Source organism: Halomonas sp. 5021, assembly GCF_036663435.1.
Lineage (GTDB): Bacteria > Pseudomonadota > Gammaproteobacteria > Pseudomonadales > Halomonadaceae > Vreelandella > Vreelandella janggokensis.
On record NZ_JAXOVU010000012.1, the window covers coordinates 1 to 23406 of the forward strand.

Annotated in this window: 26 protein-coding genes and 1 pseudogene; 7 read left to right on the forward strand and 20 right to left on the reverse strand. The window is 56.4% G+C overall.

All coding sequences use genetic code 11. The annotated features are described in order from the left end of the window. The first annotated feature begins 697 nt into the window (after window positions 1-697). A complete protein-coding gene (locus R3F64_RS19445) occupies window positions 698-910 on the forward strand; it encodes a tyrosine-type recombinase/integrase (RefSeq protein ID WP_442786520.1) in 213 nt (70 codons plus the stop codon). Window positions 911-1389: 479 nt separating this feature from the next. Here the strand turns inward: R3F64_RS19445 and R3F64_RS15600 are convergent, their stop codons facing one another. From R3F64_RS15600 to R3F64_RS15645, 9 genes are all read right to left on the reverse strand, one after another. Continuing rightward, entirely contained in the window at window positions 1390-2754 is a 1365-nt protein-coding gene (locus R3F64_RS15600; protein ID WP_092825683.1) for an NADH-quinone oxidoreductase subunit N, read from the reverse strand. Continuing rightward, window positions 2754-4223, reverse strand: a complete 1470-nt coding sequence (locus tag R3F64_RS15605; protein ID WP_092825685.1) for a complex I subunit 4 family protein — start codon at window positions 4221-4223, stop codon at window positions 2754-2756. Before R3F64_RS15605 ends, R3F64_RS15600 begins: the two co-directional genes overlap by 1 nt. A gap of 15 nt (window positions 4224-4238) precedes the next feature. Further along, a complete protein-coding gene (locus R3F64_RS15610; RefSeq protein WP_332612476.1) occupies window positions 4239-6140 on the reverse strand; it encodes an NADH-quinone oxidoreductase subunit 5 family protein in 1902 nt (633 codons plus the stop codon). Beyond that, window positions 6137-6448, reverse strand: coding sequence for an NADH-quinone oxidoreductase subunit NuoK (gene nuoK, locus R3F64_RS15615; protein WP_092825689.1), 312 nt, complete (start codon window positions 6446-6448; stop codon window positions 6137-6139). Before nuoK ends, R3F64_RS15610 begins: the two co-directional genes overlap by 4 nt. Next, entirely contained in the window at window positions 6445-6981 is a 537-nt protein-coding gene (locus tag R3F64_RS15620) for an NADH-quinone oxidoreductase subunit J family protein (protein WP_092825691.1), read from the reverse strand. The genes nuoK and R3F64_RS15620 overlap by 4 nt, the downstream gene beginning before the upstream one ends. Then, window positions 6981-7877: a complex I subunit 1/NuoH family protein gene (locus tag R3F64_RS15625; RefSeq protein WP_332612482.1), complete on the reverse strand. Its 897-nt coding sequence runs from the start codon at window positions 7875-7877 to the stop codon at window positions 6981-6983. The genes R3F64_RS15620 and R3F64_RS15625 overlap by 1 nt, the downstream gene beginning before the upstream one ends. Continuing rightward, window positions 7874-9778 (reverse strand): heavy metal-binding domain-containing protein, encoded by a 1905-nt coding sequence (locus R3F64_RS19450; RefSeq protein ID WP_422828729.1) that lies wholly within the window; start codon window positions 9776-9778, stop codon window positions 7874-7876. Before R3F64_RS19450 ends, R3F64_RS15625 begins: the two co-directional genes overlap by 4 nt. A gap of 50 nt (window positions 9779-9828) precedes the next feature. After that, the gene (locus R3F64_RS15640) at window positions 9829-10194 is read right to left on the reverse strand and encodes an NADH-quinone oxidoreductase subunit A (RefSeq protein WP_233337241.1); all 366 of its coding nucleotides are present in this window, start codon (window positions 10192-10194) and stop codon (window positions 9829-9831) included. Window positions 10195-10524: 330 nt separating this feature from the next. Then, the gene (locus R3F64_RS15645; RefSeq protein WP_092825699.1) at window positions 10525-11031 is read right to left on the reverse strand and encodes a Spy/CpxP family protein refolding chaperone; all 507 of its coding nucleotides are present in this window, start codon (window positions 11029-11031) and stop codon (window positions 10525-10527) included. Window positions 11032-11378: 347 nt separating this feature from the next. Between R3F64_RS15645 and R3F64_RS15650 the strand changes: the two genes are divergently transcribed. The 6 genes and pseudogenes from R3F64_RS15650 (at window position 11379) to R3F64_RS15675 (ending at window position 14295) form a co-directional block, all read left to right on the forward strand. Next, window positions 11379-11582, forward strand: a complete 204-nt coding sequence (locus R3F64_RS15650; RefSeq protein WP_253024466.1) for a DUF2933 domain-containing protein — start codon at window positions 11379-11381, stop codon at window positions 11580-11582. Between the two features lie 31 nt (window positions 11583-11613). After that, complete coding sequence (locus R3F64_RS15655) at window positions 11614-11958, forward strand: cation transporter (RefSeq protein WP_253024468.1); 345 nt, start codon at window positions 11614-11616, stop codon at window positions 11956-11958. Window positions 11959-12095: 137 nt separating this feature from the next. Then, window positions 12096-12317: a hypothetical protein gene (locus tag R3F64_RS15660; RefSeq protein ID WP_253024470.1), complete on the forward strand. Its 222-nt coding sequence runs from the start codon at window positions 12096-12098 to the stop codon at window positions 12315-12317. Then, window positions 12311-12911 (forward strand): annotated as a pseudogene (locus R3F64_RS15665) (IS3 family transposase); the annotation flags it as partial. The gene R3F64_RS15660 and the pseudogene R3F64_RS15665, both read left to right, overlap by 7 nt. 858 nt (window positions 12912-13769) lie before the next feature. Further along, window positions 13770-14045, forward strand: a complete 276-nt coding sequence (locus R3F64_RS15670; RefSeq protein WP_332612491.1) for a BrnT family toxin — start codon at window positions 13770-13772, stop codon at window positions 14043-14045. Beyond that, window positions 14023-14295: a BrnA antitoxin family protein gene (locus R3F64_RS15675; protein ID WP_332612493.1), complete on the forward strand. Its 273-nt coding sequence runs from the start codon at window positions 14023-14025 to the stop codon at window positions 14293-14295. The genes R3F64_RS15670 and R3F64_RS15675 overlap by 23 nt, the downstream gene beginning before the upstream one ends. Window positions 14296-14565: 270 nt before the next feature. On the opposite strand, the gene R3F64_RS15680 is transcribed toward R3F64_RS15675, so the two are convergent. The 11 genes from R3F64_RS15680 to R3F64_RS15730 all read right to left on the reverse strand — a co-directional run bounded on the left by R3F64_RS15680 (window position 14566) and on the right by R3F64_RS15730 (window position 23390). Next, window positions 14566-15234 carry a hypothetical protein gene (locus tag R3F64_RS15680; protein WP_332612495.1) on the reverse strand — a complete coding sequence of 223 codons (669 nt, stop codon included), beginning with the start codon at window positions 15232-15234 and terminating at the stop codon, window positions 14566-14568. Window positions 15235-15706: 472 nt separating this feature from the next. Next, window positions 15707-17158, reverse strand: coding sequence for a MobV family relaxase (gene mobV / locus R3F64_RS15685; protein WP_332612497.1), 1452 nt, complete (start codon window positions 17156-17158; stop codon window positions 15707-15709). Window positions 17159-17520: 362 nt separating this feature from the next. Further along, window positions 17521-18183: a hypothetical protein gene (locus R3F64_RS15690; RefSeq protein ID WP_332612499.1), complete on the reverse strand. Its 663-nt coding sequence runs from the start codon at window positions 18181-18183 to the stop codon at window positions 17521-17523. Next, complete coding sequence (locus R3F64_RS15695) at window positions 18170-18337, reverse strand: hypothetical protein (RefSeq protein WP_332612501.1); 168 nt, start codon at window positions 18335-18337, stop codon at window positions 18170-18172. Before R3F64_RS15695 ends, R3F64_RS15690 begins: the two co-directional genes overlap by 14 nt. A gap of 502 nt (window positions 18338-18839) precedes the next feature. Continuing rightward, window positions 18840-19025, reverse strand: a complete 186-nt coding sequence (locus R3F64_RS15700; RefSeq protein ID WP_332612503.1) for a hypothetical protein — start codon at window positions 19023-19025, stop codon at window positions 18840-18842. A gap of 488 nt (window positions 19026-19513) precedes the next feature. Further along, a complete protein-coding gene (locus R3F64_RS15705) occupies window positions 19514-19681 on the reverse strand; it encodes a hypothetical protein (protein ID WP_332612504.1) in 168 nt (55 codons plus the stop codon). A gap of 717 nt (window positions 19682-20398) precedes the next feature. Then, window positions 20399-20956: a hypothetical protein gene (locus R3F64_RS15710; protein ID WP_332612506.1), complete on the reverse strand. Its 558-nt coding sequence runs from the start codon at window positions 20954-20956 to the stop codon at window positions 20399-20401. A gap of 69 nt (window positions 20957-21025) precedes the next feature. Further along, on the reverse strand, window positions 21026-21784 hold the full coding sequence (locus R3F64_RS15715; RefSeq protein WP_332612508.1) for a hypothetical protein: 759 nt from the start codon (window positions 21782-21784) through the stop codon (window positions 21026-21028). Window positions 21785-21999: 215 nt separating this feature from the next. Next, entirely contained in the window at window positions 22000-22158 is a 159-nt protein-coding gene (locus R3F64_RS15720) for a hypothetical protein (protein WP_332612510.1), read from the reverse strand. A gap of 355 nt (window positions 22159-22513) precedes the next feature. Next, window positions 22514-22801 (reverse strand): hypothetical protein, encoded by a 288-nt coding sequence (locus tag R3F64_RS15725; protein WP_332612511.1) that lies wholly within the window; start codon window positions 22799-22801, stop codon window positions 22514-22516. 115 nt (window positions 22802-22916) lie between these two features. Next, window positions 22917-23390: a hypothetical protein gene (locus tag R3F64_RS15730; protein WP_332612513.1), complete on the reverse strand. Its 474-nt coding sequence runs from the start codon at window positions 23388-23390 to the stop codon at window positions 22917-22919. Between the last annotated feature and the right edge of the window lie 16 nt (window positions 23391-23406).

Below are 23406 nucleotides of genomic sequence, written 5' to 3' on the forward strand. Positions count from 1 at the left end.
AACCGCGACAGGGCTTGCGATGCTTGCTTGGCCTCGTCGTGACCCAAGAGAGATTGCGCATGAGCACTCGCCTATAGGTCATAGCCATCTTCACTATCACGATGAACACCATAAACACGATCATGAAGGGTGGGAGGGGCCGGAACCTCATCGCCATTCCCACCATCATTCTCGAGGCTCTCATCGACACGTTTTTGTTATTGATGACCACCATGCACACTGGCCATCACAGCACAAGCTTAGGTGAAATGTTCCATTCTTCGATCTCCACCCGATGGAGGACCTTGCCATGAACGTTTCGACTCAACCCCCCTTTACTCCTGGGAATAAAGGCAAGTTGGTTGGGCAGAAGACACCTCTACGCCTCAGAGATATCTGGGCCATCCGTGTTCGGCTACAACTTGCGAAAAAGACGAGAGACCTTGCCCTCTTCAATTTAGCCATCGATAGCAAATTAAGGGGCTGCGACCTCGTCAATTTATGAGTACGCGATATAGCCCATGGTGCACGCATATCCCCACGAGCCATCGTGATGCAGCAAAAAACGCATCGACCTGTCCAGTTCGAAATAACCGAGCAAACCCGTATCGCTATTATGGACTGGATACAGCTTGCTCAACTCAGAAACGAAGACTTCTTGCTCCCTAGCCGAATCAATAGCGCAAAGCATCTCTCCACGCGCTAATATGCCCGTATCGTGAAAGTCTGGGTCACCGAAATAGGTTTAGATGCGTCAATCTATGGCACGCACACGATGCGCCGCACCAAAGCGTCGCTGATATACCGTCGCACGAAAAACTTAAGGGCAGTGCAGCTGCTCCTGGGTCACACGAAGCTGGAAAGCACTGTCAGGTATCTAGGGATAGAGGTAAATGACGCGTTGGAAATGGCTGAACAGACAGAAGTTTGATGAGGATCAACGACGGCCTATTTCGGGCCGTCGTTGTCCGGCCAAAAGCGGTCTTTTAGCGAAGGCTGGTATAATTTCAGAAGCAAATTCCATATAGAGCAACGAAGAATGCGACCACTTGCTCCAATTGGCTTCAGTCATCCATTTATTCCTAGGCCACATACAGGAAAGCTCACCAATCAAAAAATCCATCGGCTGCAATGACATATTGGCATGCTATATCGGTAATCCAGATGGACAAATGTGATCAAAAGCACGCGTTTACTGTTTTCTTATCCAGCTTTTTCTGCATGGTGACCTAGATGTCAATTTCCGTCAGCATCCCGAACCGTGATCGGTTAGCGCCTGACGCTGTCTTTTGTCCACGGCCTCAAGATCGGTATTTGCGATAGCGCGATTGATCCTACACGACGCTGTTATCTCCCGATATTCATAGTTTATTGGAAAGATAAGATACGTCCGCACGTAGCCCTGCGCCACTAAGCAAATGCCCTGACCAGGAAAAACTGAGCAGCGAAGCCGATGATAAGCGTAGCCGCAAGCGCCGTTATCACTGCGATTCCGTGCCATGGGTCCGTTGCCGCGGACGTCGACTCCCCAGCCCGGTACATCGGCACGATGACGCGGAGATATACCGCGAGAGACAGCACGCTGTTAATGATTGCCACCACAGCCAGCCAGGTAAACTGGACATCGATGGCTGCAGCAAAAAGCATAAACTTACCGACGAAGCCGGCCAGTGGCGGAATGCCGACCAGCGACAACAGGAAAATCACCATTGCGATTCCCATCAGCGGTCGCGTGCGCCCCAACCCGTCAAAATCACTCAGAGTGCGCCCGGTGGTGGCAGTAACTGAGAATGCGCCCAGGTTCATGGCCACATACGCGGCAGCGAACAGTATGATTGATGGTAAGGCAAGCTCACTGGAGCCCACCGCCAGGATGCCCAGAAGGAAATAGCCGGACTGGGCAATCGATGAATAGGCCAGCAGCCGGATAACGTTGTCCTGCACCAGCGCCGCAAGATAGCCATAGGTCATGCTCAGCACGGCCAGGCCCGCCATGACTACCGTCCAGCCAGTTTCCAGGGGCAGCTCACGAACCACCTGCGCCAGCGCAAACAGGGCACCAATTTTGGGCACTACCGACAGATAGGCGGCAATTGACAGGGGTGCACCTTCATAGGCGTCGGGTGCCCAGAAGTGGAACGGAACCAGTGATGCCTTATAGCCCAGACCCACAACCACAGCCACGAACCCAAGAATCACAGCCAGCGGCATCGTATCCATGCCCGGCAGATCGACGAGTAGCGTAGAGCCAGAGGCACCGAACCAGTAGCTCAGGCCGAAAATCATGATCGATGTGGTGACCGAAGCGAACACGAAGAATTTCATGGCGGCTTCGGTCGCCGGGTCGGTGTCCGGGTAGGCAACCAGGGCAAAAGTCGCCAGGCCGGTCAGCAGTGTGCCCAGCACCAGGAACATGGTGTCCCCTGCTCCCGCCAGCACCAGGGCACCCAGGGTGGAAAAAATCAGCAGGCTGTAGACCGTACCCTCGCGGGCGCTACCCCGGACATCAACTCTCGCCAGCAGCATCGAAAGCACTGTAGTTGGCAGCAGAATGAGCTTGGCCCAGATACTTAACGTATCGATACGGAAGCTGCCGCCAAATATCGTGGTGTCTGTGCCGAGTAGTCGCAGGGTCAGCCCCGTGGCGACGACCAGTCCAATGACGGCAACGACCAGTGAAATTCGTGGCCGGCGCAGCATCTCCGCGATCAGCGCACCGACAGCCGTCAACAGAACGGCAATTTCCGGAATTAATAGTGCGAGATCATGACCCATTACAGCACCAGTGCTGATGTGGTGCGGTGAATGACGTCCAGCACCCAGGATGGCGCCACGCCAGTGGCAACGGTGAGCACCAGCAAGGGCGCCACCGCGAGAATTTCGCGTGGGCTCAGGTCCGGCATTCTATTCCAGCGATCCCGGGGCTCACCCAGAAATATTTCACGCAGAGCCTTGAGAAAGGTTCCGGCGATAATGGCAATGCCCAAAATCACGATAACCGCAATGGGAGCAGTGCCGAGAGTCGCGAGGAATATCTGGAACTCGGCCGGGAAGTGCGCCAAGCCCGGAAGACCCAGCGACGCGAAGGCCGCCAGCACAAAGAACCAGCCAAGTAACGGTACCGTTTTGAGCAGGCCGCCAAACTCCCCCATTTCGCGGGTATGGGTGCGCTCCTGAATCATGCCCACCAGCAGGAACAAGGCACCGGTGACCAGGCCGTGACTGAACATCTGCAGCACGGCGCCATCCAGAGCGGTGGCGCGGATCGCTGGATCCAGCGTCAACGCGGCCGCAGCGACGCCGACAATGACGTAGCCCATGTGGTTGACTGAGGTATAGGCCACCAGGCGCTTGAGATCGGTCTGTGCCAGGGCGGCAAAGGCACCGTAAATTGCGCTAACTACGCCGAAGAATAGAACAACGATTCCGGCCTCGCGGAAAGCGTCAGGGGTCATTTGCAGGGCGAAGCGCACCAGCCCGTAAGTACCGAACTTCAGCATGATGCCCGCCAGGATGACACTGCCGACTGTCGGTGCCTGAACGTGGGCCGCAGGTAACCAGGTATGCAAAGGTATCGCAGGAATCTTGACCGCAAAGGTAATCAGCATGGCAATCAGTGCCCACATGGCCACCGCTCCCTCCAGGGGAGGATTGGCAATCCAGGCCCGCATATCGAAGGTAGGATCAGGGCTGCCGAGGTAAAGCCCCAGAATCGCGAGCAATAATGGCAAGCTGCCCAGCAGGGTGTAGATAAAGAACATCAGCGCGGCACGCTGCCTGTCCTCGTGCCCCCAGCCGGCAATCATGAAGTACATCGACACCAGGGAAACTTCGAAGAAGACATAGAAAAGAATGCCGTCCAGGGCGGTAAAGGTGCCGATTGCCGTGGTCTCAAGAAGCAGGATCAGAGCCACATAGGCACGCGGGCGATCGCGAAGCGACGACGCATAGATGAGAGAAACCAGGAAAAGCACGGCACTCAGCAGCACCAGCGGCAGGCTGATGCCATCCACCCCGACCCGGTAGGCGGCGCCGATGACCGGCATCCACTCCAGCTCTTCGACCTGGGAAAAGCCGTCACCACTTACCCCCTGCAGCCACATGGCCAGAGCGCCAACCAGCGTCAGGGCGGCACTGACGATCGCGATGCCATGCACCGTGCGCGCCGTCGGTTTCGGCAGACACAGAATCAGCACGGCGCCGACGAGAGGCAGAAAGAGGGTCAGGGATACGAGTGGTAACATGAGTACAGGGTTCCTTTAGAAACTCAGTGAAGCTGAAAACAGGATGACAACAAAAAGCACAGCGATGGCTACCGCGCTGATCGCCAGACTGTGGTGGATCATGCCGCTTTGCAGGGATCTTGCCCGGGCGCCCAGGGCCTGCACAGCGGCCACCAGCGCGAAGATCAGACCGTCGATTCCGCGCTCATCACCGCCCCGAACCCAGCGACCCACCGCCAGATTTGCTCGGCCGACGCCAAGCACGTCCTGATACAGGCGCTTTTCCAGGCGCTCGCCCCCACGGGCGATGCTGAGAGCAGCATCGCCAATGCCAAGTGCGGCCGCGTACAGATGGTTTTCCAGACGGTTACATCCCCCGGCAACCGCCATCGCGGGCCGACCTACCCAGGCAGTAAGCCCGCCTGCCACCACCAGCCCCGACTCTGCCCATTGATGGGCAGGGCCAAGCAGGCGTTGGGCCGGCACCAACCAACCCAAGGCCAGCCCACCCAACGCGGCGACCAGCCCAAGCACTATGACGACGATGCCCGCAGTTTCCGGAGCCGCCAGATCAAGCATTTTTTCGAGGGGACCAAAGGCCAGACCCAGGACAGCGGCAGGGATCGCCAGGCCCCAGATGCCAGCGCGCATCCAGCCAGTACCTTCGACCGGCCGGGTATCGCCCGAGCCCTGCCATAGCACCCGTAGAGCCCGGGCCATGTAGGCGCCGGTCAGCAGAGTGCCGACCAGGGCCAGAGCGCCGAGCAAGACGGGGCCCGGCGCAGACAGAGCGGCGGCGATCACCGCATCCTTGGAGAAGAACCCACTCAGTGGTGGGATGCCCGCCAGTGCCATCGCTGCCAGTGCAAAGCCGCCAAAGGACCAGGGCCTGGCGCGGCCAACGCCCTTCAACTGATCGAAACCGGTACCCTCGCGAACATGTTGAAAGTCACCGGCGGCAAGAAACAGGGTGCTTTTAATAGCGGCATGGGCGAGCAGATGCAACAGCGCGGCCAGTGGAACCCCCGCGCCCACTGCGATGAGCATCAGGCCGTATTGGCTGGCCGTGGAAGCCGCCAGCACACGTTTGAGATCACGTTCAGCCAGCGCAATCACCCCGGCAGCCACCGTGGTGATACCACCGACAAGACCGACAGCGAACAGTGCCTCAGGCGTCAGCAGTGGCGCCGAGCGGATCAGCAGAATGGCGCCCGCCGCCACCAGTGTGGCCGAGTGCAGCAACGCCGAGACCGGTGTCGGGCCCGCCATGGCGCGCAAAAGCCAGTCCTGCAGGGGAACCTGGGCCGACTTGCCCATGGCGGCCAGCAGCAACAGAAGCCCGGCAATGGTGGGCGCTCCAGCGTCAGCTTCCAGGGAAGCGGCAATCTCACTAGTACCTGCTGACCCTATGAGTATGAATATCGCAACGTAAAGCCCGAGATCCGCGCTGCGGGTATATAGGAAAGCGCGTGTGGCTGCGTTCGCGGCTTCGGGGCGTTGGAACCAGAAGCCGATCAGCAGGTAGCTGCACAGACCGATCAGTTCCCAGCTCGCCAGCAGCAGAATCCAGTCGCCCGCCAGCACCAGTGCCTGCATGGCCGCCAGGAACAGCGACATCACGGCATAGAAGCGCGCTTGGCCGGACTCCCGCTTCATATAACCGACGGCATAAATCAGAACGAATGTAGCCACCGTGGCTACTGCCACGGTCAATAGCGAGGTCATCGGCCCGGCGACCAGGCGCAGTGGCATGTCCGGCAGCCCAGGCAGAAGTAGCGTTTCGGTCTGAACGTCAACCACCCGGGCTATCAGCCAGAGACTGCCTGCCAGGTTGAGCGTCGCACCAGCCAGGGCCAACACAGCGCTCCCACGGCGCAGTAACAACACAGCCAGGGCGGCGATCAGCGGCGGTAGTATTGGCAGGAGCACTGCATTCATCCTTTCAGGTCCTCCGCTTCTTCCATCTCAACCGAGCCCTTAACCCGGAAGCGCGCAATGGCGACGCCAAATCCGACGGCCATCTCCAGTGCCATAACCGTCATCACCACCAGCACGAACATCTGGCCGGAATAAGCTTCGGGATGTAGAAAGCGCCAGAAAGCCACCAGATTCACCATGGCCCCCGCCAGCATCAGCTCCACGCCCATCATGATCATCACCAGATTGGTCTGGGACAGTGCGCCATAGACGCCGATACCGAAAAGGATGGCGCCGGTCACAAGCGCTACTATCAGAACTGCGGTCATTCCGATGCCTCCTTGGCTCTTTTACTCGCCAGGTTCTGCACCGGAATCGCCACCGCGGTGGCCGCAATCATTGCGGTCAGGATGGTGATACCAGCGGTTTCAAAGATCATCATCGAGCGCCCGAGCAGCTCCATGCCCAACGCCCGTGTCTGCGCTTCCGCATCCACCACCTGCTTTGCTGCGGGGCCCCAGTCGGACAGCAGCGCAACGGCGATAGCAACAACGGCCGCACTCACCCCAGCACCGATAGAGAAACGCTTCTGGTGACTCATGTCCATACCGCCAAGCCCACCGGGATCCATCATGAACATCACCATGAAGATGGCCATGATACTCATCTCCGTGGCCATCATCATGATTTGCAGTACGCCCAGAAATTCGGTCTGCATCGCCAGAAACATGCAGCCGACGGCGGTCTGCGAAAACAACAGAGCCAGCGCAGAACGGACCATGGACGATGTGCGAAACACCACCACGCCAAAGCCGATGGCAGCCAACCCGAAAACGGCAACGAAAAAAGCCTGTGCGTACATTAGGGAACCACCAGAATCAGTAAGCCGACGACAATGATATTCACCAGTGCAAGGGGGATGCCTAGAATCCAGCACCACCGCATCAGATCCGCCTCGCGAATGCGTGGCAGATAGTGACCGACCAGCAACATCGACACGGCCACGGCCAGGGTCTTCACCAGACTCCAGGCCCAAGGTGGCAGTAGCGGCCCATGCCAGCCGCCGAGGTAGAAGACCGTGGTTGCGGAAGCCAGGGTAACCACCAGAGTCAGTCGGGCCAGGCGAAGCACTGCCAGGCGCACCCCGGTGTATTCGGCGTCCACGCCCCCGCCAAGCTCTCCCTCTGCGGTTGGCAGATCAAACGGGGCCCGGAACGCCAGTGCCATGGCCGCAATGAAAAACAGCACGAAGCCCAGGGGCTGGTAGACGATGTTCCACAGCCCCGCCTGGGAGCCAACGATCGCGGTATTCAACAGGGATTCGGCGCGCATGGCCACGGCCGTGATCGGCATGACAATAAGCATGGAATAGGCAATAAGCTGGCCCAGAAAGCGCCAGCCACCGATCATCGCGTAGGCGCCGTCCGGTCCCCAGCCCGCCATGATCACCGCGACCAGCACATAGGCCAGGGCCGCGTTGATGAACAGCGCACCAGTACCAAGGTCCGCAATGATCAGGTCCGGCGCCAGCGGCAGGACCGCCATACCAAGTACCCCCACAACCAGGAGAAGCACCGGCGCTGCCTCGAAAAACACCCGGTCTGGCGAGCGCGGGAGAATGGATTCACGACCGAGGTGCGCCAGCCCGCTAAAAAGTGGCGCCGCCGGACTCAGGCGGCCAGTGGTCATCCAGCCCTCGATCACGGCCAGCAGACAAGTGCTGCCAAGCAATGCGAGAAGAACGCTAGCGACGGTCACGAGATCACCTCCCAGGGCGAAAGATCCAGTGAGCCGACTGCCAGCAGCGCATCGCCCAACTCCTGGCCCTCAACAAGCTTCGGGACCAGGTCGATATGGTGACTGCAGGGGGTGTCCAGCTTGTAGGATTTCACCTTTCCACGCTCCAGTTTCAGACTTAACCGGGCTTCGCCGCGGGGCGTATCAACGGTTACCTCACCGGTTCCTGATAAATCGCCAATGTCGCGCAGGGATGGCAGCGCCGGTTCGCTGCTCGCCTTTATAAGGTCGAGACTGGCGGTTATTTCGGCCAGACGTTGCCACAGGCGAGCCCAGGCGTCTCCGCCTTCGCTGGCAGCACGTGCTAAGGGGCCGCGCAGATCAGAAAATTCTGATGAGAGTTCGCCGATATCCTTCAGCCGCGATTTGAGCAAAGGCGTCCGTCCAAGACGGGTTCCTAATGTGCGCAACGCTGGTTCCAGCTCAGCAAGCCTGTACCGGTTAGCCTCTCTGACTTGCAGTTGCAGAGTCGAAGCCCGCTGCGTCAGCCAAGCGAATCCGAGCTGGCGCCCCAGTTGCGCCAGCCAACCAAGATGACTGGCGATGCGCTCACGCTCAAGTCCGCCGTTCCGGGCCTGAGTGGTCGCCTGATCGTCATTCAGCCCAGCCGCTTGCTCGATCGCAAGACAGGCCAGCAGACGATAGCTCACCGGCGCCAGCGGCATTGCCGTGGCCAGATGGTCGATGAAGGTCTCGACATCTATCTCTTCGCTTTCTTCACCCTCTTCAACTTCGATGGTCATACCCGCCAGGGAGGTCGCCTGCCCTTCTGTCACCCCGTCACCATCAAGGGTCAACGTCAATTTCAGTCCGCCTGGTAAGCCCGGAAAGACTGGGCCGAACGGCACCTCAAGCCAATCCATCTGCAGGCCATCGGCGCTGCGTGGCAGATCTTTGGTGACTTCAATCATGGACATGAATCCCGAGGCGCCGTGATCGTGCCCTCCATGCTTATGCCCACCATGATCGTGTTCTCCATGATCATGGCCTGAATGTTCATGTTCTGAGTGGTGGTCAGATTCGCTATGTTGATGATTGTGGCCGTGCCCGGAGCCCTCTTCTGAGGCGCCCTCATCTTCCGCGTCCTCACGGGCTACCAGATCCATACCGCACTTGGGGCAGCTTCCAGGCTCGTCCCGAACGATTTCCGGGTGCATTGGGCAGGTATATTCGGCCGCTGCATTTTCGTGCGCGTGTTCCTGTTGGTGCTCGTTACTGTGCTCGTGATCATGGCCATGATGATGTTCATGGTGGCCCTTATGATCTTGATCATGGCAATGCTCGTGCTCGTGCTCATGGTCATGCTTGTGGCCATGGTGCTGGTGTTCGTGATCATGCTGGTGTTCATGATCGTGGTCGGGCGTGGACTCCCCTGCCTCTCGGGCTACCAGGTCCATGCCGCATTTGGGGCAGCTACCCGGCTCATCCTCGACAATTTCTGGATGCATGGGGCAGACATACTCAATCTTGGCGTGCAGGACATCGGCGTCGAACGCCTCCGGCGAGGCTACAAAGGCACCGTCAGCGAATGCACGTTGTAGTCGAACTACGGCTTCGGTCAGTCCCTTTTGCGAGAGACCTGCAGAAATATCGGCACCAGGTAAAGTTGACGGTGTCTGCCCGCCTACGATGAGAATGGCACGCGGCCGGGGCATCTGCGCGTAGAGCACGGCCACGGCGTCGCCCATTTTCTCCGACAGCTCTCCAACAATCATGAGCACGCTTGCATCGCGAGGCGTAGTACTGGTTCGCATGCCTGCCGCGGTCACGTCCAGACCATGCGCCAGGGCAATCTCAGGCCCGGGAACGATCAGACAGCCCAGATTACGCGCCAGGGCCCGAGAAACCAGCTTCTGCAGCACTGAGGGCCGTTTCTGTCGTGCGCCCGTTATGTTTATTGCTGAATCAAAACTCATTGCCGCCTGAAAGCCCCCTGGCTCCATCCGTAAAGCAGGCCAAGAAAGAGAATCGCCAGAAACACGCCCATATCAAGCAAGGCAACCAGCCCTACTTCCTTGTAAACCACTGCCCACGGGTACATGAACGCCATCTCCATATCAAAGGCCAGAAACAGCAACCCATATCCGTAGTAGCGGGCGTGATAGCGCCCCCATACCGGATCCCGCGACAGAGCTCCGGAACTCGCCGGCACATCCTTGCCCGGCTCCTGACGTGTCAGGCCTATCGCGCGGGCAAGCGAATACAGACAGAAAACGCTGCCTACGACGCCAATCGCCAGTGCCAGCAGTAATCTGTATTGCTCCAAAAGAGTCATCATCTGACCTCCTGATTAATCAACCAAGCATGTCCCGCACCTAAGTCGATGACCACCGAGAGTCGAAAAATAGTAGAGCACCCGCAAGCTATGCGCCGTGCCTGGGAGAATAGCCCGCCCCCACTGATAGCATTATAGAGGGTTTATGTCCCTGATCCGTAAACGCGAATACCTAGTAAGGCTCGTCTTGCGGCCTCGGTGTACACGGTGTATCAATCGCAATACCGGCTAAACCAGTACCGTCGATATCCGGTTTTTGGTCAAACAGTGCCATCACAGCTTCCATCGGCACATGGCATCACTCCTAATTCACAAAGTGGTACTCACCAAGGCTTATTGCTGGCCATGGTGGCTTGGCATGTTTCCCTTCATCTGTTGTCGCTGCTCGTCGGTCAACAGGTCCTGCATCTGATTATGCATGCTCACTTTATCGGCCATCATGTCGCCATGTAGGTTAGCCATTTGACCGTGCAGCGCTTTTACTTCCTCCGGATCAGGCCGCTCGGCCTGCATGATTATCATCATGTCATCACTCAGTTTCATCATTTCGCCCATCCGCTCCAATTGAGTAGAGCGATGTTCCTGGCGCATCTCGCGCATCGAGCTCATTTGTTCGTCGTCGAGTATGCCGGACATCGGACCCATACCACCCATCATGGGGCAAGGCATCATGCCACCTTGGCCTCCCATCATCATGCCAGGACCCATGCCGCTTTGGCCGCCCATCATTCCGCCCTGACCTTGGGCGCCTTGGTTCATGCCTTGAGCGAAGGTGGCGCTGCTTGTGGCACCAAGGCTTGCAGCCAACGCAATGGCAACGATCTTCTTATACTTAGCCATATCAATTTCCTCTCATCGTGTTGCGGGTCGAGAAGTCGCCTTACTCCAATAAAAATGGAAGAAGACAGAGTTAACTTCCGTTATAAGCCTACAACCTATAGGTAGCCCGCAGGTCAAAGAGAAACCAAACCCGATACCTCAATATTGTCACAAGTCAATTTTTGTCGACCGTTTTGAAATCTGTTTCAGGTTGATATGTTATAAAAAACTAGGCGACTTCAGATAACTACGGCGTGTAATTTCAGTTTAAATTCAGATTAACGGGCTATTTTTGGGGTAACGTGGGCATATAACCATCGACAAACAACCGTTACCTCTTTACCCCCGGAAGTGCTATAGGAGTGCCTATGAGTCAAAAAACTAGCCGTCTGCTGATGATGTGGATACCGCTTGCCGGGTTTGTCATTTTGGTGGGTTACTTGATGGGAACAGATCACCACTTTCACCTCTTTCAGGCCTTACCTTTACTTTTTTTGGCAGCCTGTCCATTGATGCATTTTTTTATGCATCGACATCACGGTGGGCACGGCGATAAAGCAGATAAGGAGTGAAACACCCTTTAAATCATGCGGGGGGATCATTATGAAACCGAAACATCAAGAGCATCGCTTAGGCGTTTCCGAAAACACATTAGTGACTCGGAATTTAAAAATCCAACGCCATGAGCGTGAGCGCATCGACGACGCAATAGCGGATATCGATCAGCTTTACGGGATGGATAAGGTAGTCTACGACGAAAAACACAGGCATATCTGTCTCGCTTACGATGCGCTGCGGCTATGCATTGATGATGTCGAAAAGATCCTTATACGCCATGGGATCGAGGTCAGCGCTGACCGATGGAACCGCTTCAAGGAAGAGTATTACCGCTTCGTCGACCAGAACGTTAAAGACAACGCCAAGAAAGAGCCTTGGAGTTGTCATTAAAACGCAGTCTTTCGTTAATCGGTACTGTAAAAAAAGGGGCAACGTGGTAACCATCGCCGTCGGTGGTAAGGCTCTGTGTCAGGTGGCCGTGGCTGATACCCTCAAGCAGGAGTTGGTAGCAGCCATTCGCGTCATGCATGACCTCGGGCCTCCACGTCGTGATGATGATCACCGGCGCCAACGAACGCGCCGCCATCAGCCTGTTGCACCCGATAATTGGTGTTATCGACATGACCACCAGCTCGCTGTCGGTGATCAGCAACTCTTTGCTGTTGAAGCGACGCAATGCACGCGAGCAACCCGAACGACCCAGCTACAAACTCAATGTCATATCTCATGACATGATGCTCGTCGCGTGAAAGAGGCATTCGGCCAGAGCAAGCAGCTCAATGGGGCTCGACGCATTCAGGCTACACTGGCGACCGATGGTCACCCATATGATATCAAAACGATAGGTGCCAGTATGCGGCGCCAGTCGTAGGTGCCAAAGGCTGCCCGCAAGTTCGTCGTCACCACAGACAGCGACCATAGCTTGCCTGTGTCGCCCAACTTATTGGAGCAGAACTTTGTGGCAACCGCCCCGAACCAGAAGTGGGCCGGTGACATCACGTACCTGATGAGCTCTGAAGGTTGGCTGTATCTAGCCGTCATCATTGACCTGTATTCGCGCTCTGTCGTCGGCTGGTCCATGAATACCAGGATGACGGCAGACCTACCTGGTCTGCGATGCGCTGGAAATGGCGCTGTGGCGACGCAATTTCCGCATCGGGGTGATCTGTCACAGTGACCATGGAAGCCAGTACTGTTCACGCGCCTACCTGGATCGGCTGCGAACGCAGCAGTTGCGTCAAAGTATGAGCCTTAAAGGCAACTGCTGGGAAAACGCCTGCGTGGAAAGCTTCATCCATTCAATGAAAGTGGAAGCAATCCACTACGAGCCGATAAATTTGCGATGTCTAAAAAGGAGAATCGTCCAAAGGCGTTCACTGTGATTCTGTAGAAGCCAATACGAAAGTGTGGGCCAAGGTGTGGGTCAGTTATAAGCAGGAAACAAAAAAGCCGCTGAAATCAGCGGCTTAATCTATGTTTTTGGCGGAGGAGGAGTCCGCTAACACATCCTTAATTTCAGTAACTTATAGCACATTTCTATTTATACCCAACATATAACCCAACATAAAAAAAGGCGCTTGAGTGCTACTTTGTGCGACGTGATGCGCGTCTTTTTGGTGTTTTTGAATGACAGAAAGGGAGTCGTGTCTGGCGGCAACCTTCTGGGCAAGGCGTACCCAATCTGGGTACTCCTACCGTTCCAAAATCACGCGCGACGCATTTTTACGCTTTGCTTTAGAACCAATTAGTTATAGGTTTTCTCCTACTTTCACAGGGTAGCCATTCAACGGGCGTAATTTTGCGCCCATTAACCTCCACAGGGTAAACAGGTGGTGGCTATTTGTCTCACTGGTGAGACTGGCGTGAAGGATCGGCACAACATAAGAGGTCTTCCTGCTGGCGCTGGTGGGCTTTCCTTACGGGAGGTTCTTACTTGTATGGCGGTAAGCTTATTGTGACGGTGGCTCACCTTTAGCCTCTATGGTGTTGGCCCTCAGCACACCGCACACCCCCAGCCCCCGTAACACACTATGGCGGGTGGGCGTTGTATTTTTCCAGAGTGCCCGCTTGCAGACGGTGGCCAGGCCGCCATAGCCAATAACGACACATCTTAAACTCTGCCAACACCGTTGCGGTGTCACGCCTCGGCCCCAAACAGATAGAACTTTCCTTTTTCTCTTTTTGTCCATACAATTAAATATATGATAATCGACTTTGACCCGAACAAGAGCGCTCGCAATGAGGAGGAGCGAGGCCTACCTTTCACTGCCGTTGAACGCTTTGATTGGGAAGGTGCGCTATTCCATGAAGATGACCGCTACGACTATCCAGAAAAGCGCTTCATCGGGTTGGGCAAGATCGGGCAACGGGTACACGTGATGTGCTTTACGCCCATCGAAGGCGGCATACGAGTAATCAGCCTGAGGAAAGCCAACACACGGGAGGTAAGGCGCTATGAAAACGCGACTCACGAATAAAGACGGTGAAGTAAGAGAACTCACGGACCAGGACGTTAAGCAGATGCGTCCTATGTCTGAGGTGTTGCCCGCTAATCTGCAGCGGGCCATTGGCCAGCGCGGGCGCCAGCAGTCACCTACCAAGGTAAAGACGTCTATCCGCTTATCGCCGGAAGTGATCGAGCACTTCAAGGCGCAAGGCGAAGGCTGGCAGCGGCGCATCGATCAAGCGCTAAAGACGTACATCCAAGAGCACAACCACAGCCGATAAGGTGGCACGCGACTATAATTCCGGCTCTCTGAAGGAATTACGCTAAATCAATACGTTGCCCACAGTGCTGGCGCAAAGGGGAGGATTCTCCCCTTTTAAGGGTGGCTATAGCCATTACCTTTATAGTGACGCAGCACCGTATCACGGGGTGGCTACCACTTGCGGGCAAGCATCCACGCGGTGCGCTCCCCTGACAGCGCAGCACGAACGACGCCCCCAGGCTGGCGGCCGGTTCTCCACGCGGCTTCGGCCTGCCCCAGTCTCAGCACATTACATACCAGGCCCGCGTGGCTCGGTGTACAGTGGGCGGTGCGCGGCTGGCGCTTTGGGTTCTCTGGGGCGCGGCGACTTACTGGCGGTGTGATCGGCAGCGCTCACCACGGCGCGGCGGCCCGCGTCTCTCAAGTACCCGGCATTATCAAAAAAACCGCTAGTATCCATCCTCTGGAGCGCCTCAAACAGTTCATCATGGCCTAGCATCAGTTGCCAACACTTCCGGCGCGTGGCTACATCCGCACTAGCAAAGGCTAGCGGTGTGGCAATCTTCAGGCGCTCCACCAGGGCGCGCTCCCTTTCTCTCAGGGCTTCCCGCTTACGCTTACGCTCCCGCTCGGCCTTTTCCCGCTGCTGGCGCAACCGCTCTACCTCTAGGCGCTTGCGCTCCTCTTCCTCCCTGCGCCAACGGCTCGCGGCTTGCTTAAGCTCGGCTTGCTGGGCAGCGCTCAGCCCTTCCGTAAACGCAGTAAGCTCTATAGACGTGGCTTTATAACGCTCTTCATGCCGGCGGGCAGTTTCCTCCATCTCTTTAGCCCGGCGGCGATCATGGCCAGCATTGACCAGCGCCAATCGTTGATCTATCGCAGTGCGTAGCTCGTCCAGGTTGGCCACGTCGCGCCAAACTTGGTTCAGGTGTGTACGCTCACGATCGGCGGGCGGCACTGGCAACGTGCACCAGGTGTGGCCACCGGATGTGGCAACGGAACTCCACGTTTTTAGCTTCGTTATGCATAGGATTGCAGGCGTTCGGCGGTGGGTGTGCGGGTTCATCGGTGCCCCTTTTCGCTAGGTGTGTATAGCTGATAAGGGGCACTAGTCGCGAATGTGCCCCTCTCTAACGAAAAAGAGGGGTCTAGCGCGGAATTTTTGCGGAAAAGCCGTTTTAGCTGGGTTTAGTTGGTGATTTAGACGATGCTATGAGCACCGCAAAGGCGCTAACCACGCGGCTTTCAAGCTATAAGGGGTAGCGATAACGAACAGCAACGCTCTGAGAATTTCTCACACATAGGTAAAAACGGCTGGCTATGGACATTCCCTACACAGCGACGAATATGGGCCGCTTCGGCTAAACAACAACAATCAACCACAGGCAGTGAACGGAAAAGCCAGCAGGCAGGTAAAACGGCGGGCTAGCCTACCTTCCCGGGCCGCGCGGCCCGGCGGGTGGTGTAGGGGGTGATGTGGGCGTACCCGGTTCGGCTGGCTGGGGCTTCGTCAATTCGTCAGGGTTGCCGCGCTCGACCGCTTCCATTGCGTTCGCCTCTGCCACGGCCCGGCGGCCCGCTTCCGTCAGGTGACCAGCGTCATCAAAAAACGGGCTGGCATCCATTCGCTCAAACGCTTGCGCAAGATCGTCACGGCTCGCCAGCAGCCCCCAACACTCGCGGCGTGTGTCGGCATCTGCGCCTGCAAACGCCAATGGGGTGGCGGTCTTCAGGCGCTCCACCAGGGCGCGCTCCCGGCGCTCCAGATGTTCCCTCTCTCGCTGTGCCTCCAGTTTGCGGGTGCGCTCGGCTTCCTCGCGTTGCTGCCGTGCCTGGTCAGCCTCCCGGCGCTTGCGGTCCTCAGCCTCCTGGCGCCAGCGGGTGGCCGTTGCCTTCAACTCATCTTGTTGCGCCTCGCTCAACCCTCCAGTAAAGGCGGCCAACTTACTGGCGGCGGCTTTGTAGCGCTGCTCATGACGGCGGGCGGTTTCTTCCATCTCACTGACCCGCCGACGGTCGTGGCCAGCCGTGGCGGCTTGGGCTATCACCGGCGCATAGTGGTCGCGGATCAGCTCAGACAGCCGGGCGGCTTGCTCCTCGAGCGACTCTTTCGACCACAGGCGGCCTTTGCGCTCCAGCTCCTCGGGCGTCAGGCCAATATGCCCGGCCAGGGCGCGCGATAACGCGTGATGGTGCTGTTTGTTCGTCGTGTGGCTGGCGGCGGACAGCTCCAGGCCTCGCGCCAAACCATGATGGGTGGCCACCTTCTCGGCAAAAGCGGTTTGTAGCGCGACTAGCTTTGCTGGGGTGCCATTATAATAATCGGCTGATAAGGCCACTTCACCAGGTAGGTGAATCCCTTTAGTGACTCGCTTCAATTTGCCCTCTTCATCACGCCCGCCGGAAAACACGCTTTTTCGAATAGTGCGGGCTGGCCGCTCGACCAAGGGCACAACATAAACCACCAAATGGGGAGCAGCTTCGTCGTTTTGGACGTTCGCGGCTACCACGTTGGCAGCGCCGTGCCGATCTTCCAGAAACGTCAGGGCCGCGCGGAAATAGGCGGTTGCGTCAGTTTCCCCACCATGCTCGGCAAAAGCCTCTGCCCGGGCGGTCACAAGGTATTCAACGCACAAAACTGGGTGTTTTGCCGTGGCGGCGGTCACCAGCGTCAGTCGCTCTCTGATGGCTGCGCGCAACGCATCCGGACTGTTAACGCTACGCCAATCTTCATTTAAATGGCGGCGCTCAGGATCGGCATGAGGGACCGGCAGCGAGCGCCAAGTATGGCCTCCAGACGTCGCAACCGCGCTCCATGTTTTGAGCTTATTAGCACGTAGAATCGCTGGCGCGTTGCTGTGGGCTTTTCCGTTTAATGGCATCGTTACCCCTCAAATTTCCTATTGGACTAATAGAGATAAGGGGCACAGATCCGATATTTGCCCCCCTTGATTTAGCAAGAGGGGTCTCGCGTCCGACTTTTGTGAAATGAACATGCTCGAAAGGTTTGTTGCCGCCACCCTCAGCACGTCACTTACTAAAGCGATCGATAGGCGTGACGCCCGACAAGGAGGCATCCAAAACGAGAAAAGGCCCTTTCGGGCCTTTAATGCTGGCATCAAAAACAAGACGAGGAGAGCTTGTCACATGAAATACCAGCGTCCGGCGTTTTTCTCGTTTTCCACCCTGGCACTAGGCCGGCGCTACCGGGCGGCGAGTTCGCCAACCGCTATGGCGTCATTGCTCAGATAGTCAGGATTCCTGCCGAATCTCGTCCAGTCAGTCGCTTGCGATCAGGGTGAGCCATTAATGAAGGGAGTTCGATCTTCAGCACCCGCGGCTCGATCGCCCCAACATTGGTGTCTTCCACCTTCTGGGCCTTTCTGTAATTCCTCACAGAGGCGTTAAGGCTTTCCATTATCTCGGCCAGCTCATTGCCTTTAAGCATTTCAATAAGGCGGATCTCGGCCTGCTCGATTTCACTCCGATAGACCAGCAAAGCCACTTCGGCACGCTTACGGCTCAGCGCGTCAATGCGTCCACTAAGCGCTTCATGCTTGCGGCGTAGCCCCCTGGCCGCCGCTTCACGCCGACTGGCTTCATCCTGAGCCTTTTGCGCTTTGGAGCGAGCTTTATTCAAGGCGGCCACGGCTTGGCGACGTGCGACCTCGTCAGCATCTCCAAGTAATTCGCCCGCCTCGATTTCATCCAGCTCAAGCTGGGCGGCTTCTGCCTCTTGCTTGGCTCCCTCCAAGTCTCCAGCTTCGGCCTCGAGCTGATCAAGGGTGGACTTCACCTTGTCCGACTCCGAGTTAACTTTCTTAATCTCATTGTCGATAGCACCCAGCAGCCTGGGGCTTGATTCGGGTTCGGAATCTAGAACATCAGCAGTTTTAATGCCTAACATTACCGAATACCTCCTGGTTGCGCTTTAAGTTGTCCAGCAGTAGCAGCCAGCCAATCGCGTTAGCGTCTCCGGCCTCTGCCAATTCATCCAGCAGGCGAATTAGCTCACGTCGCCGCTCTTGCGTAGGAAACACTTGCTTAGAACGAACATTCATCGCGTATCACCTGTATATTTATACAGCAATAATAGCATTTAATTAGGGTTTTTGGGGCTTTATTGAATAAAAAACACAGCACCGGGCTGTGTTATATGCGGGAGAAAAAGGATCGTCACGTAGCTATTGCAGGTCTAATAGGAGGCAATAAGCGCCACTGATAAAATCATGCTTTCCAGATTGCGGAGGTTGTTGTTTCGCCCCGCTTCCAGCAGCTTTGCATCTTGCGATGAACGACAGGAGAAATAGATCCTTCGGCATGTCTTTGCAAATGGCTTAACACCCTGCTTATCAAATGCTTGCAAGCCAATTCCAGCCAGCCGCCATCTGGCTTTTTTTCAGCCATTACGGGTCTGGCGATCGCTGTCTTCTGATCGACAACGAAACAACAACCTCGCCTTGGAAAATTCTCATAAATAGCCGAATTCTGCGGCTACGTTCCCCCGTAGACCCATAGGGGTGCCTGGGAGGACCCAAGCGTTTTTTTGCACAGCATTGGGCGCTATTCGGTGCTTTCATCCTTTCTCAGCACCTCCACCATCGCCGCCCGGCCAGCATTGAACCGGCGGCGTAGCGCTTCATACTCAGCGATCAGGAGCAACAGGCCGCGATTGCTGCTGGGATCGGGTAGCTCGCTCGTCAGGCGGTTGGGAACTGTCGGGCAGTCGCACCCGGCTACGAATACCATGAGGCAAACTACCGTCAAGCCAGGCGTGGACTTCTGAATTGTGTTTTCCCAGTTCCTCGAGCGTTCTGTTGCTGGCGCGTATGTCGTCAGCGATGGCAGATAGCGTTTGATCGCGTGCTGTGAGCGCCGCGTCCAGGGCTTCCAGCTGCTCACGCTGGCTCTCGATCAGAATGGTGGCGCGCTCCTGCTCGTGCTCGGCCTTTAAGTCAGCCGTATCACGTTCAGCGTCAGCGTGCTGCAGCTACTGATACTGGAGCAACAACAGGCCAATGAGCGCGTCAAGCAGCCAGGGCATTGCGCTAACGAGTAGACACGAGCAATCATTTGAGCCACCTGCTAATCAGCTTCTCATGCAGTGCTTCTAAGCGGTCACGAACCCACTCAACGCCTAAGAACGCAATGGCTGCGCCTCCTACCGCCGCCAGGGCCTGCGGAAAACCAAGTTCGCCAGCGTTAAGCAAGCACAAATGATTACCTCGAGTAACCTTTTACATGGGTCGCCCTCCAGCGTGGATGGCATCGCGGATACGGCCCTCATGGATCAACAACAGGGCTTTGCATTGGCGGATAAGGTGCAAAGCACCCTCGTCATGGCTAACCGACGTGAAGTTGAGTAGGCCGAAGAGCTCTACCAGGTCATCCCACCTGCGAGCCATGATCTGATAACGGCAGCAGCGCTTGATCTGATCTCATATGCAGGGAGCCAAACCAGTTGGCGGGGATAGTCGTGGTAGCTATCGAGCGTCTTACCACCTAGCAGCGCGTCATAGCCATCCTCATTACCAAAGCGACGCGTACCCTCAGCGGTAAGCCAGCATGTCGTGATAATCGGCCAGGTTGCCCGCTCGCGAATCGGTAGGTGGTGGCTCAATGCGCAGCAGCGCCGCTTCGTCGTATCAATAGGCAGGTGAGTGAGTAGACATGATTCCTCAAGATATAGCTAAGAAGGTATAGCTCCCTTGCTTCGGGCTTTTGGAAGCAACGCGTTAGGAACACACTGTATTGCAGCGTGTCAGTATCTTGATAAGCCACTAACAGTGACTAAGCTCTAATTAGTAGTTCTTCACCTCTCAATATGGAAACAGGAGGTTCGCATGAAAAGATGGATAATGATGGCGGCGGCAAATTGGTTACGTAAGCCTGAGAACCGGCAGAAAGCTAAGTCAGTTTGGGATAAGTTTCGAGACAGCAACTCTTCGAAGCGCTCACCACCACAGCCGCAGGCTTCACCGCGACACACAGCAGGCCGTCGCCCAACAGATAACACTGATCATCGGCCTTGAGTTCATGCCCTCGCTGGAAATCGGTTGGCGCAATCCCGAAAAGACGATATGAAAAGCCCTACCGGGTATTAATAATGCTTCTTTGGTCTATCAGTCCAACTCCTCAGCTGTCATCCCCGCGCTAATCACCACGCTGCCCACGCGCGCACGGCCGTATATCACCGGTACCGGTAGGCCCTGTGTACTGGTATTCACCGGACCATCAAACAAGAATGAAGGCCGCTCGGCGGGGGATTCGCGTTCGTTATAGTCAGACCCCGGTACTGAGGTAGTCATTTGCGTAACTCCGTTAAGCACCATGCCCGCACCGGCGGCCATCAGTTGGGGGTTGAAACCGGACATTGCGCCGACGGCGATAAGCGCCACCCCAGCGATGACGTTGAACACTTCGCCAGCGCCTTCAACGGCGGGTATGATGTGGATCTCTCGTTGATTGCCCAGCGCCACCGCTATGCTGTCTTCATCCAGGTCATCCCCTTTTTCTAGCGGGCCGCGTATCACATGCCAATGGCCAGCCTCTACCGTTTCCCGAAACCCCTTTAATTGAACGGCAAGCGCGCGGACTGCTTCAGCGGGGTCGCGCACTTCTAATGAAAAGCGTTCGCCAAAGCGCTCTCCCAAGCTGCCATATAAGTGCACTGTTTTCATTATCCTATCTCCTTGATTATCCTTAATTGCCTGACTATTTGATCTAATCAGGCTATCGAGGCGCTTGCTTTAGTATTCGATGCTATCCGGTGCGCTTACGGCGTATAGCAACGGCAGTTTCACCTGCATGCTGGCACTGTCGTAGCTTTGGCCATCAGGTGCGTGCTCGTTAGCCTGATCCCTTGCAGCGTTGATATTGGCCAGCAAGGTCTCAAGGTCGATACCCTCGATTGCTTTGATAAGCGCCTGCTCCTGAGCTTCCATCGTGGCCTTGCCAACCTCAAAGCCAACGCCTTTACGTAGTGCTTCCAGGTCTGCCAGCTTTTCATGCAAGCCGCTTCGCATCTTCTCTAATCCACGCTTGGCCGCGTCCTGCTTTTCTGCTTGCTCTGCTGCTTTCTCTGAAGCCTTACGGGCTTTGGCCAGGGTGGTGGCCGCCTGTCCTTTCGCCGCTTCGTCTACATCCCCGAGCAAGGCTTGTGCCTCCAAGCGTTCCACCTCTTCCGAGGCCGCCTGGGCTTTCTGCTCCAGTTCCACGGCAATGCTAGCGCTGTCCTTCATGCTGTTCAGGGTCGCGTCGATTTTGCTCACCTGTTGCCGGCGCTCATCAATCTCTACTTGAATCGCCTCAAGCGCTTTTGGCGAAGGCGTAGGCATCTGCTTTTGCACATCCTGAAGCGCTTGCTCGGCTTGCTGCTTTTCGCTCATTACGGCTTCCAGTTCCGCTTGGGCGTTCTCCCTCTCGGCTTGCGCTTGCTTAATCTTGCTGGCTTGCTGTGCCCACTCTGAATAGCGGTCGCGTTGGTTAACGCCGGTGTTCGCACTCATCCAAGCCGCTAGCTTCGAAAGCACAACCTCGACTTGCTCAGGAGTAGGCGGGTGATTCACCTTAGTTCCGGCTGGCGCCGCATCACTTACAAAGGTAGAAAGCTTGTTTTCAGCTTTCTCTAAAGCCTGCTCTGCGGTGCTGACTGGTACAGCATCAAAAGTCTGTTGGGCTTGTTGGTTTTGCTCTAGCCATGTTTTCCAGGTGGTTAAGTCGCTCATTGGGTAGTCTCTCGTCTCTGTTGTCGAATTTCGGATAACAGCAGCAGCCAGCCAGCGGCGTTAACATCACCTTCGCTTGCCATGTCTACCAACATGCGGGCTAGCTCTTGGCGCTGCTTGTGGGTTGGGTAGGCCTGGGGACCTCGTGTCTTCATACCATTACAACTGTTTTTATATACAGTTAATATTAGCATTTTTTCGGCTTTATTGTGCTTTTTGCTATTCCTGCGGGGAGGTTTGCGGTCCTCTTTGGGAGGGTCACAAAACGCTTGTTGCCAGATTGGCCTAGCGGGCTGACAGTGCCGAATGACAGGCTACTAGGTGCCGAAAGCGTACCGCTGTGGTTTCGTCACCTTCGGCACCTCTAAATACCGCAACCATGCGGGTTGAGAGCAGGTGCTGCTGACGATCATGTTTTGCCGAAAATTTGTCGAATTCCGCGGCTACGCTCCCCCGTGGACTAGGCTGCCCCTGGGGGAAGGACCCGCGATTTTCCGCCAAGCCTTACTGTCACAGATCCTTCTTCCAACGCTCTATGTGTCCCGGCCGGCAGCCAGGTTCTATAGCGGTCAGCGCTTCATCGGCCAGCTTGTCGAGACGACGCTGCAACCGCTCAACACCAGCAGCATCGCCACGACCAAAAGCCCATGTCAGTCGGCGCTCTAGCTTTTCTCGCTCGAGCTCTAGGCGCTCATCCCGATACTGTTCAGCATCACGGCATTCATGCTTGAAAGCGTTATCGTTGATCTTGCGGGCGTCGGTGGCAAAGTTACGGCGGGCGTGGCTATGGCGGCGCATGGTATCCCCTAGTGGTGGCAGCACTGGACTACTGAATAAATATACAGCCATAGTGCCCAAACGTAAAAAAGCCCAGCAGGTGCCGGGCTTAGTGGGCAAGAGCCGTATGCGCCTATTAATGAATCGGGGTAACGTCGCTATCGGCAGTGGCATTCTGCATCCCGTGGCGCTCTCCTAGTGCTTTCAATTCCACCTCACTGGTATCCAGGGCAGTGGCCACATCACTGGCGCGGTATACGCACTGGCCATTGCTATCAACGCCGGTTGGCCTCAACTCTGGGAAGCACTCACGCATACCACGTGCAAGCTCAGCCTGAACCGGCCGCCGCAAGTAGTAAGGGTGCCGTTCGTCGTATGCTGCCTCTATCAGCCCTTCAGGGTTCGAACAGGCTTGCTTGAAACCCTTCCTTGCCATGCGGTCGATATTGGCGAGCAACACAACCAGGTGTTTAGGTAACGGATTAGTTATCGCGCCTGCTGGCATCCCTAGTATATGGATCGCGTATGCCTGTTCAGGCGTCAGGTGAGCAATGCTCTTGCCCTGTACTACGGCGTGGATCAACTGGTCTGGGGCGACGATGGTTGGCATGTGCGTTACTCCTTGG

Excerpts from the sequence above, each read along its gene's own strand:
- R3F64_RS15645 (WP_092825699.1), bottom strand. The coding sequence starts at position 11,031 with ATGGCTAAGTATAAGAAGATCGTTGCCATTGCGTTGGCTGCAAGCCTT.
- R3F64_RS15700 (WP_332612503.1), bottom strand. The coding sequence starts at position 19,025 with ATGGTATTCGTAGCCGGGTGCGACTGCCCGACAGTTCCCAACCGCCTG.
- R3F64_RS15620 (WP_092825691.1), bottom strand. The coding sequence starts at position 6,981 with ATGTACGCACAGGCTTTTTTCGTTGCCGTTTTCGGGTTGGCTGCCATC.
- R3F64_RS15720 (WP_332612510.1), bottom strand. The coding sequence starts at position 22,158 with ATGAAGACACGAGGTCCCCAGGCCTACCCAACCCACAAGCAGCGCCAA.
- R3F64_RS15705 (WP_332612504.1), bottom strand. The coding sequence starts at position 19,681 with ATGGCTCGCAGGTGGGATGACCTGGTAGAGCTCTTCGGCCTACTCAAC.
- R3F64_RS15730 (WP_332612513.1), bottom strand. The coding sequence starts at position 23,390 with ATGCCAACCATCGTCGCCCCAGACCAGTTGATCCACGCCGTAGTACAG.
- R3F64_RS15675 (WP_332612493.1), top strand. The coding sequence starts at position 14,023 with ATGAAAACGCGACTCACGAATAAAGACGGTGAAGTAAGAGAACTCACG.
- R3F64_RS15695 (WP_332612501.1), bottom strand. The coding sequence starts at position 18,337 with ATGAATGTTCGTTCTAAGCAAGTGTTTCCTACGCAAGAGCGGCGACGT.
- R3F64_RS15725 (WP_332612511.1), bottom strand. The coding sequence starts at position 22,801 with ATGCGCCGCCATAGCCACGCCCGCCGTAACTTTGCCACCGACGCCCGC.
- R3F64_RS15610 (WP_332612476.1), bottom strand. The coding sequence starts at position 6,140 with ATGAATGCAGTGCTCCTGCCAATACTACCGCCGCTGATCGCCGCCCTG.
- mobV (WP_332612497.1), bottom strand. The coding sequence starts at position 17,158 with ATGCCATTAAACGGAAAAGCCCACAGCAACGCGCCAGCGATTCTACGT.
- R3F64_RS15710 (WP_332612506.1), bottom strand. The coding sequence starts at position 20,956 with ATGAAAACAGTGCACTTATATGGCAGCTTGGGAGAGCGCTTTGGCGAA.
- R3F64_RS15650 (WP_253024466.1), top strand. The coding sequence starts at position 11,379 with ATGAGTCAAAAAACTAGCCGTCTGCTGATGATGTGGATACCGCTTGCC.
- R3F64_RS15690 (WP_332612499.1), bottom strand. The coding sequence starts at position 18,183 with ATGTTAGGCATTAAAACTGCTGATGTTCTAGATTCCGAACCCGAATCA.
- R3F64_RS15600 (WP_092825683.1), bottom strand. The coding sequence starts at position 2,754 with ATGGGTCATGATCTCGCACTATTAATTCCGGAAATTGCCGTTCTGTTG.
- R3F64_RS15660 (WP_253024470.1), top strand. The coding sequence starts at position 12,096 with ATGACCTCGGGCCTCCACGTCGTGATGATGATCACCGGCGCCAACGAA.
- R3F64_RS15640 (WP_233337241.1), bottom strand. The coding sequence starts at position 10,194 with ATGATGACTCTTTTGGAGCAATACAGATTACTGCTGGCACTGGCGATT.
- R3F64_RS15655 (WP_253024468.1), top strand. The coding sequence starts at position 11,614 with ATGAAACCGAAACATCAAGAGCATCGCTTAGGCGTTTCCGAAAACACA.
- R3F64_RS15605 (WP_092825685.1), bottom strand. The coding sequence starts at position 4,223 with ATGTTACCACTCGTATCCCTGACCCTCTTTCTGCCTCTCGTCGGCGCC.
- R3F64_RS15670 (WP_332612491.1), top strand. The coding sequence starts at position 13,770 with ATGATAATCGACTTTGACCCGAACAAGAGCGCTCGCAATGAGGAGGAG.
- R3F64_RS15715 (WP_332612508.1), bottom strand. The coding sequence starts at position 21,784 with ATGAGTGCGAACACCGGCGTTAACCAACGCGACCGCTATTCAGAGTGG.
- nuoK (WP_092825689.1), bottom strand. The coding sequence starts at position 6,448 with ATGACCGCAGTTCTGATAGTAGCGCTTGTGACCGGCGCCATCCTTTTC.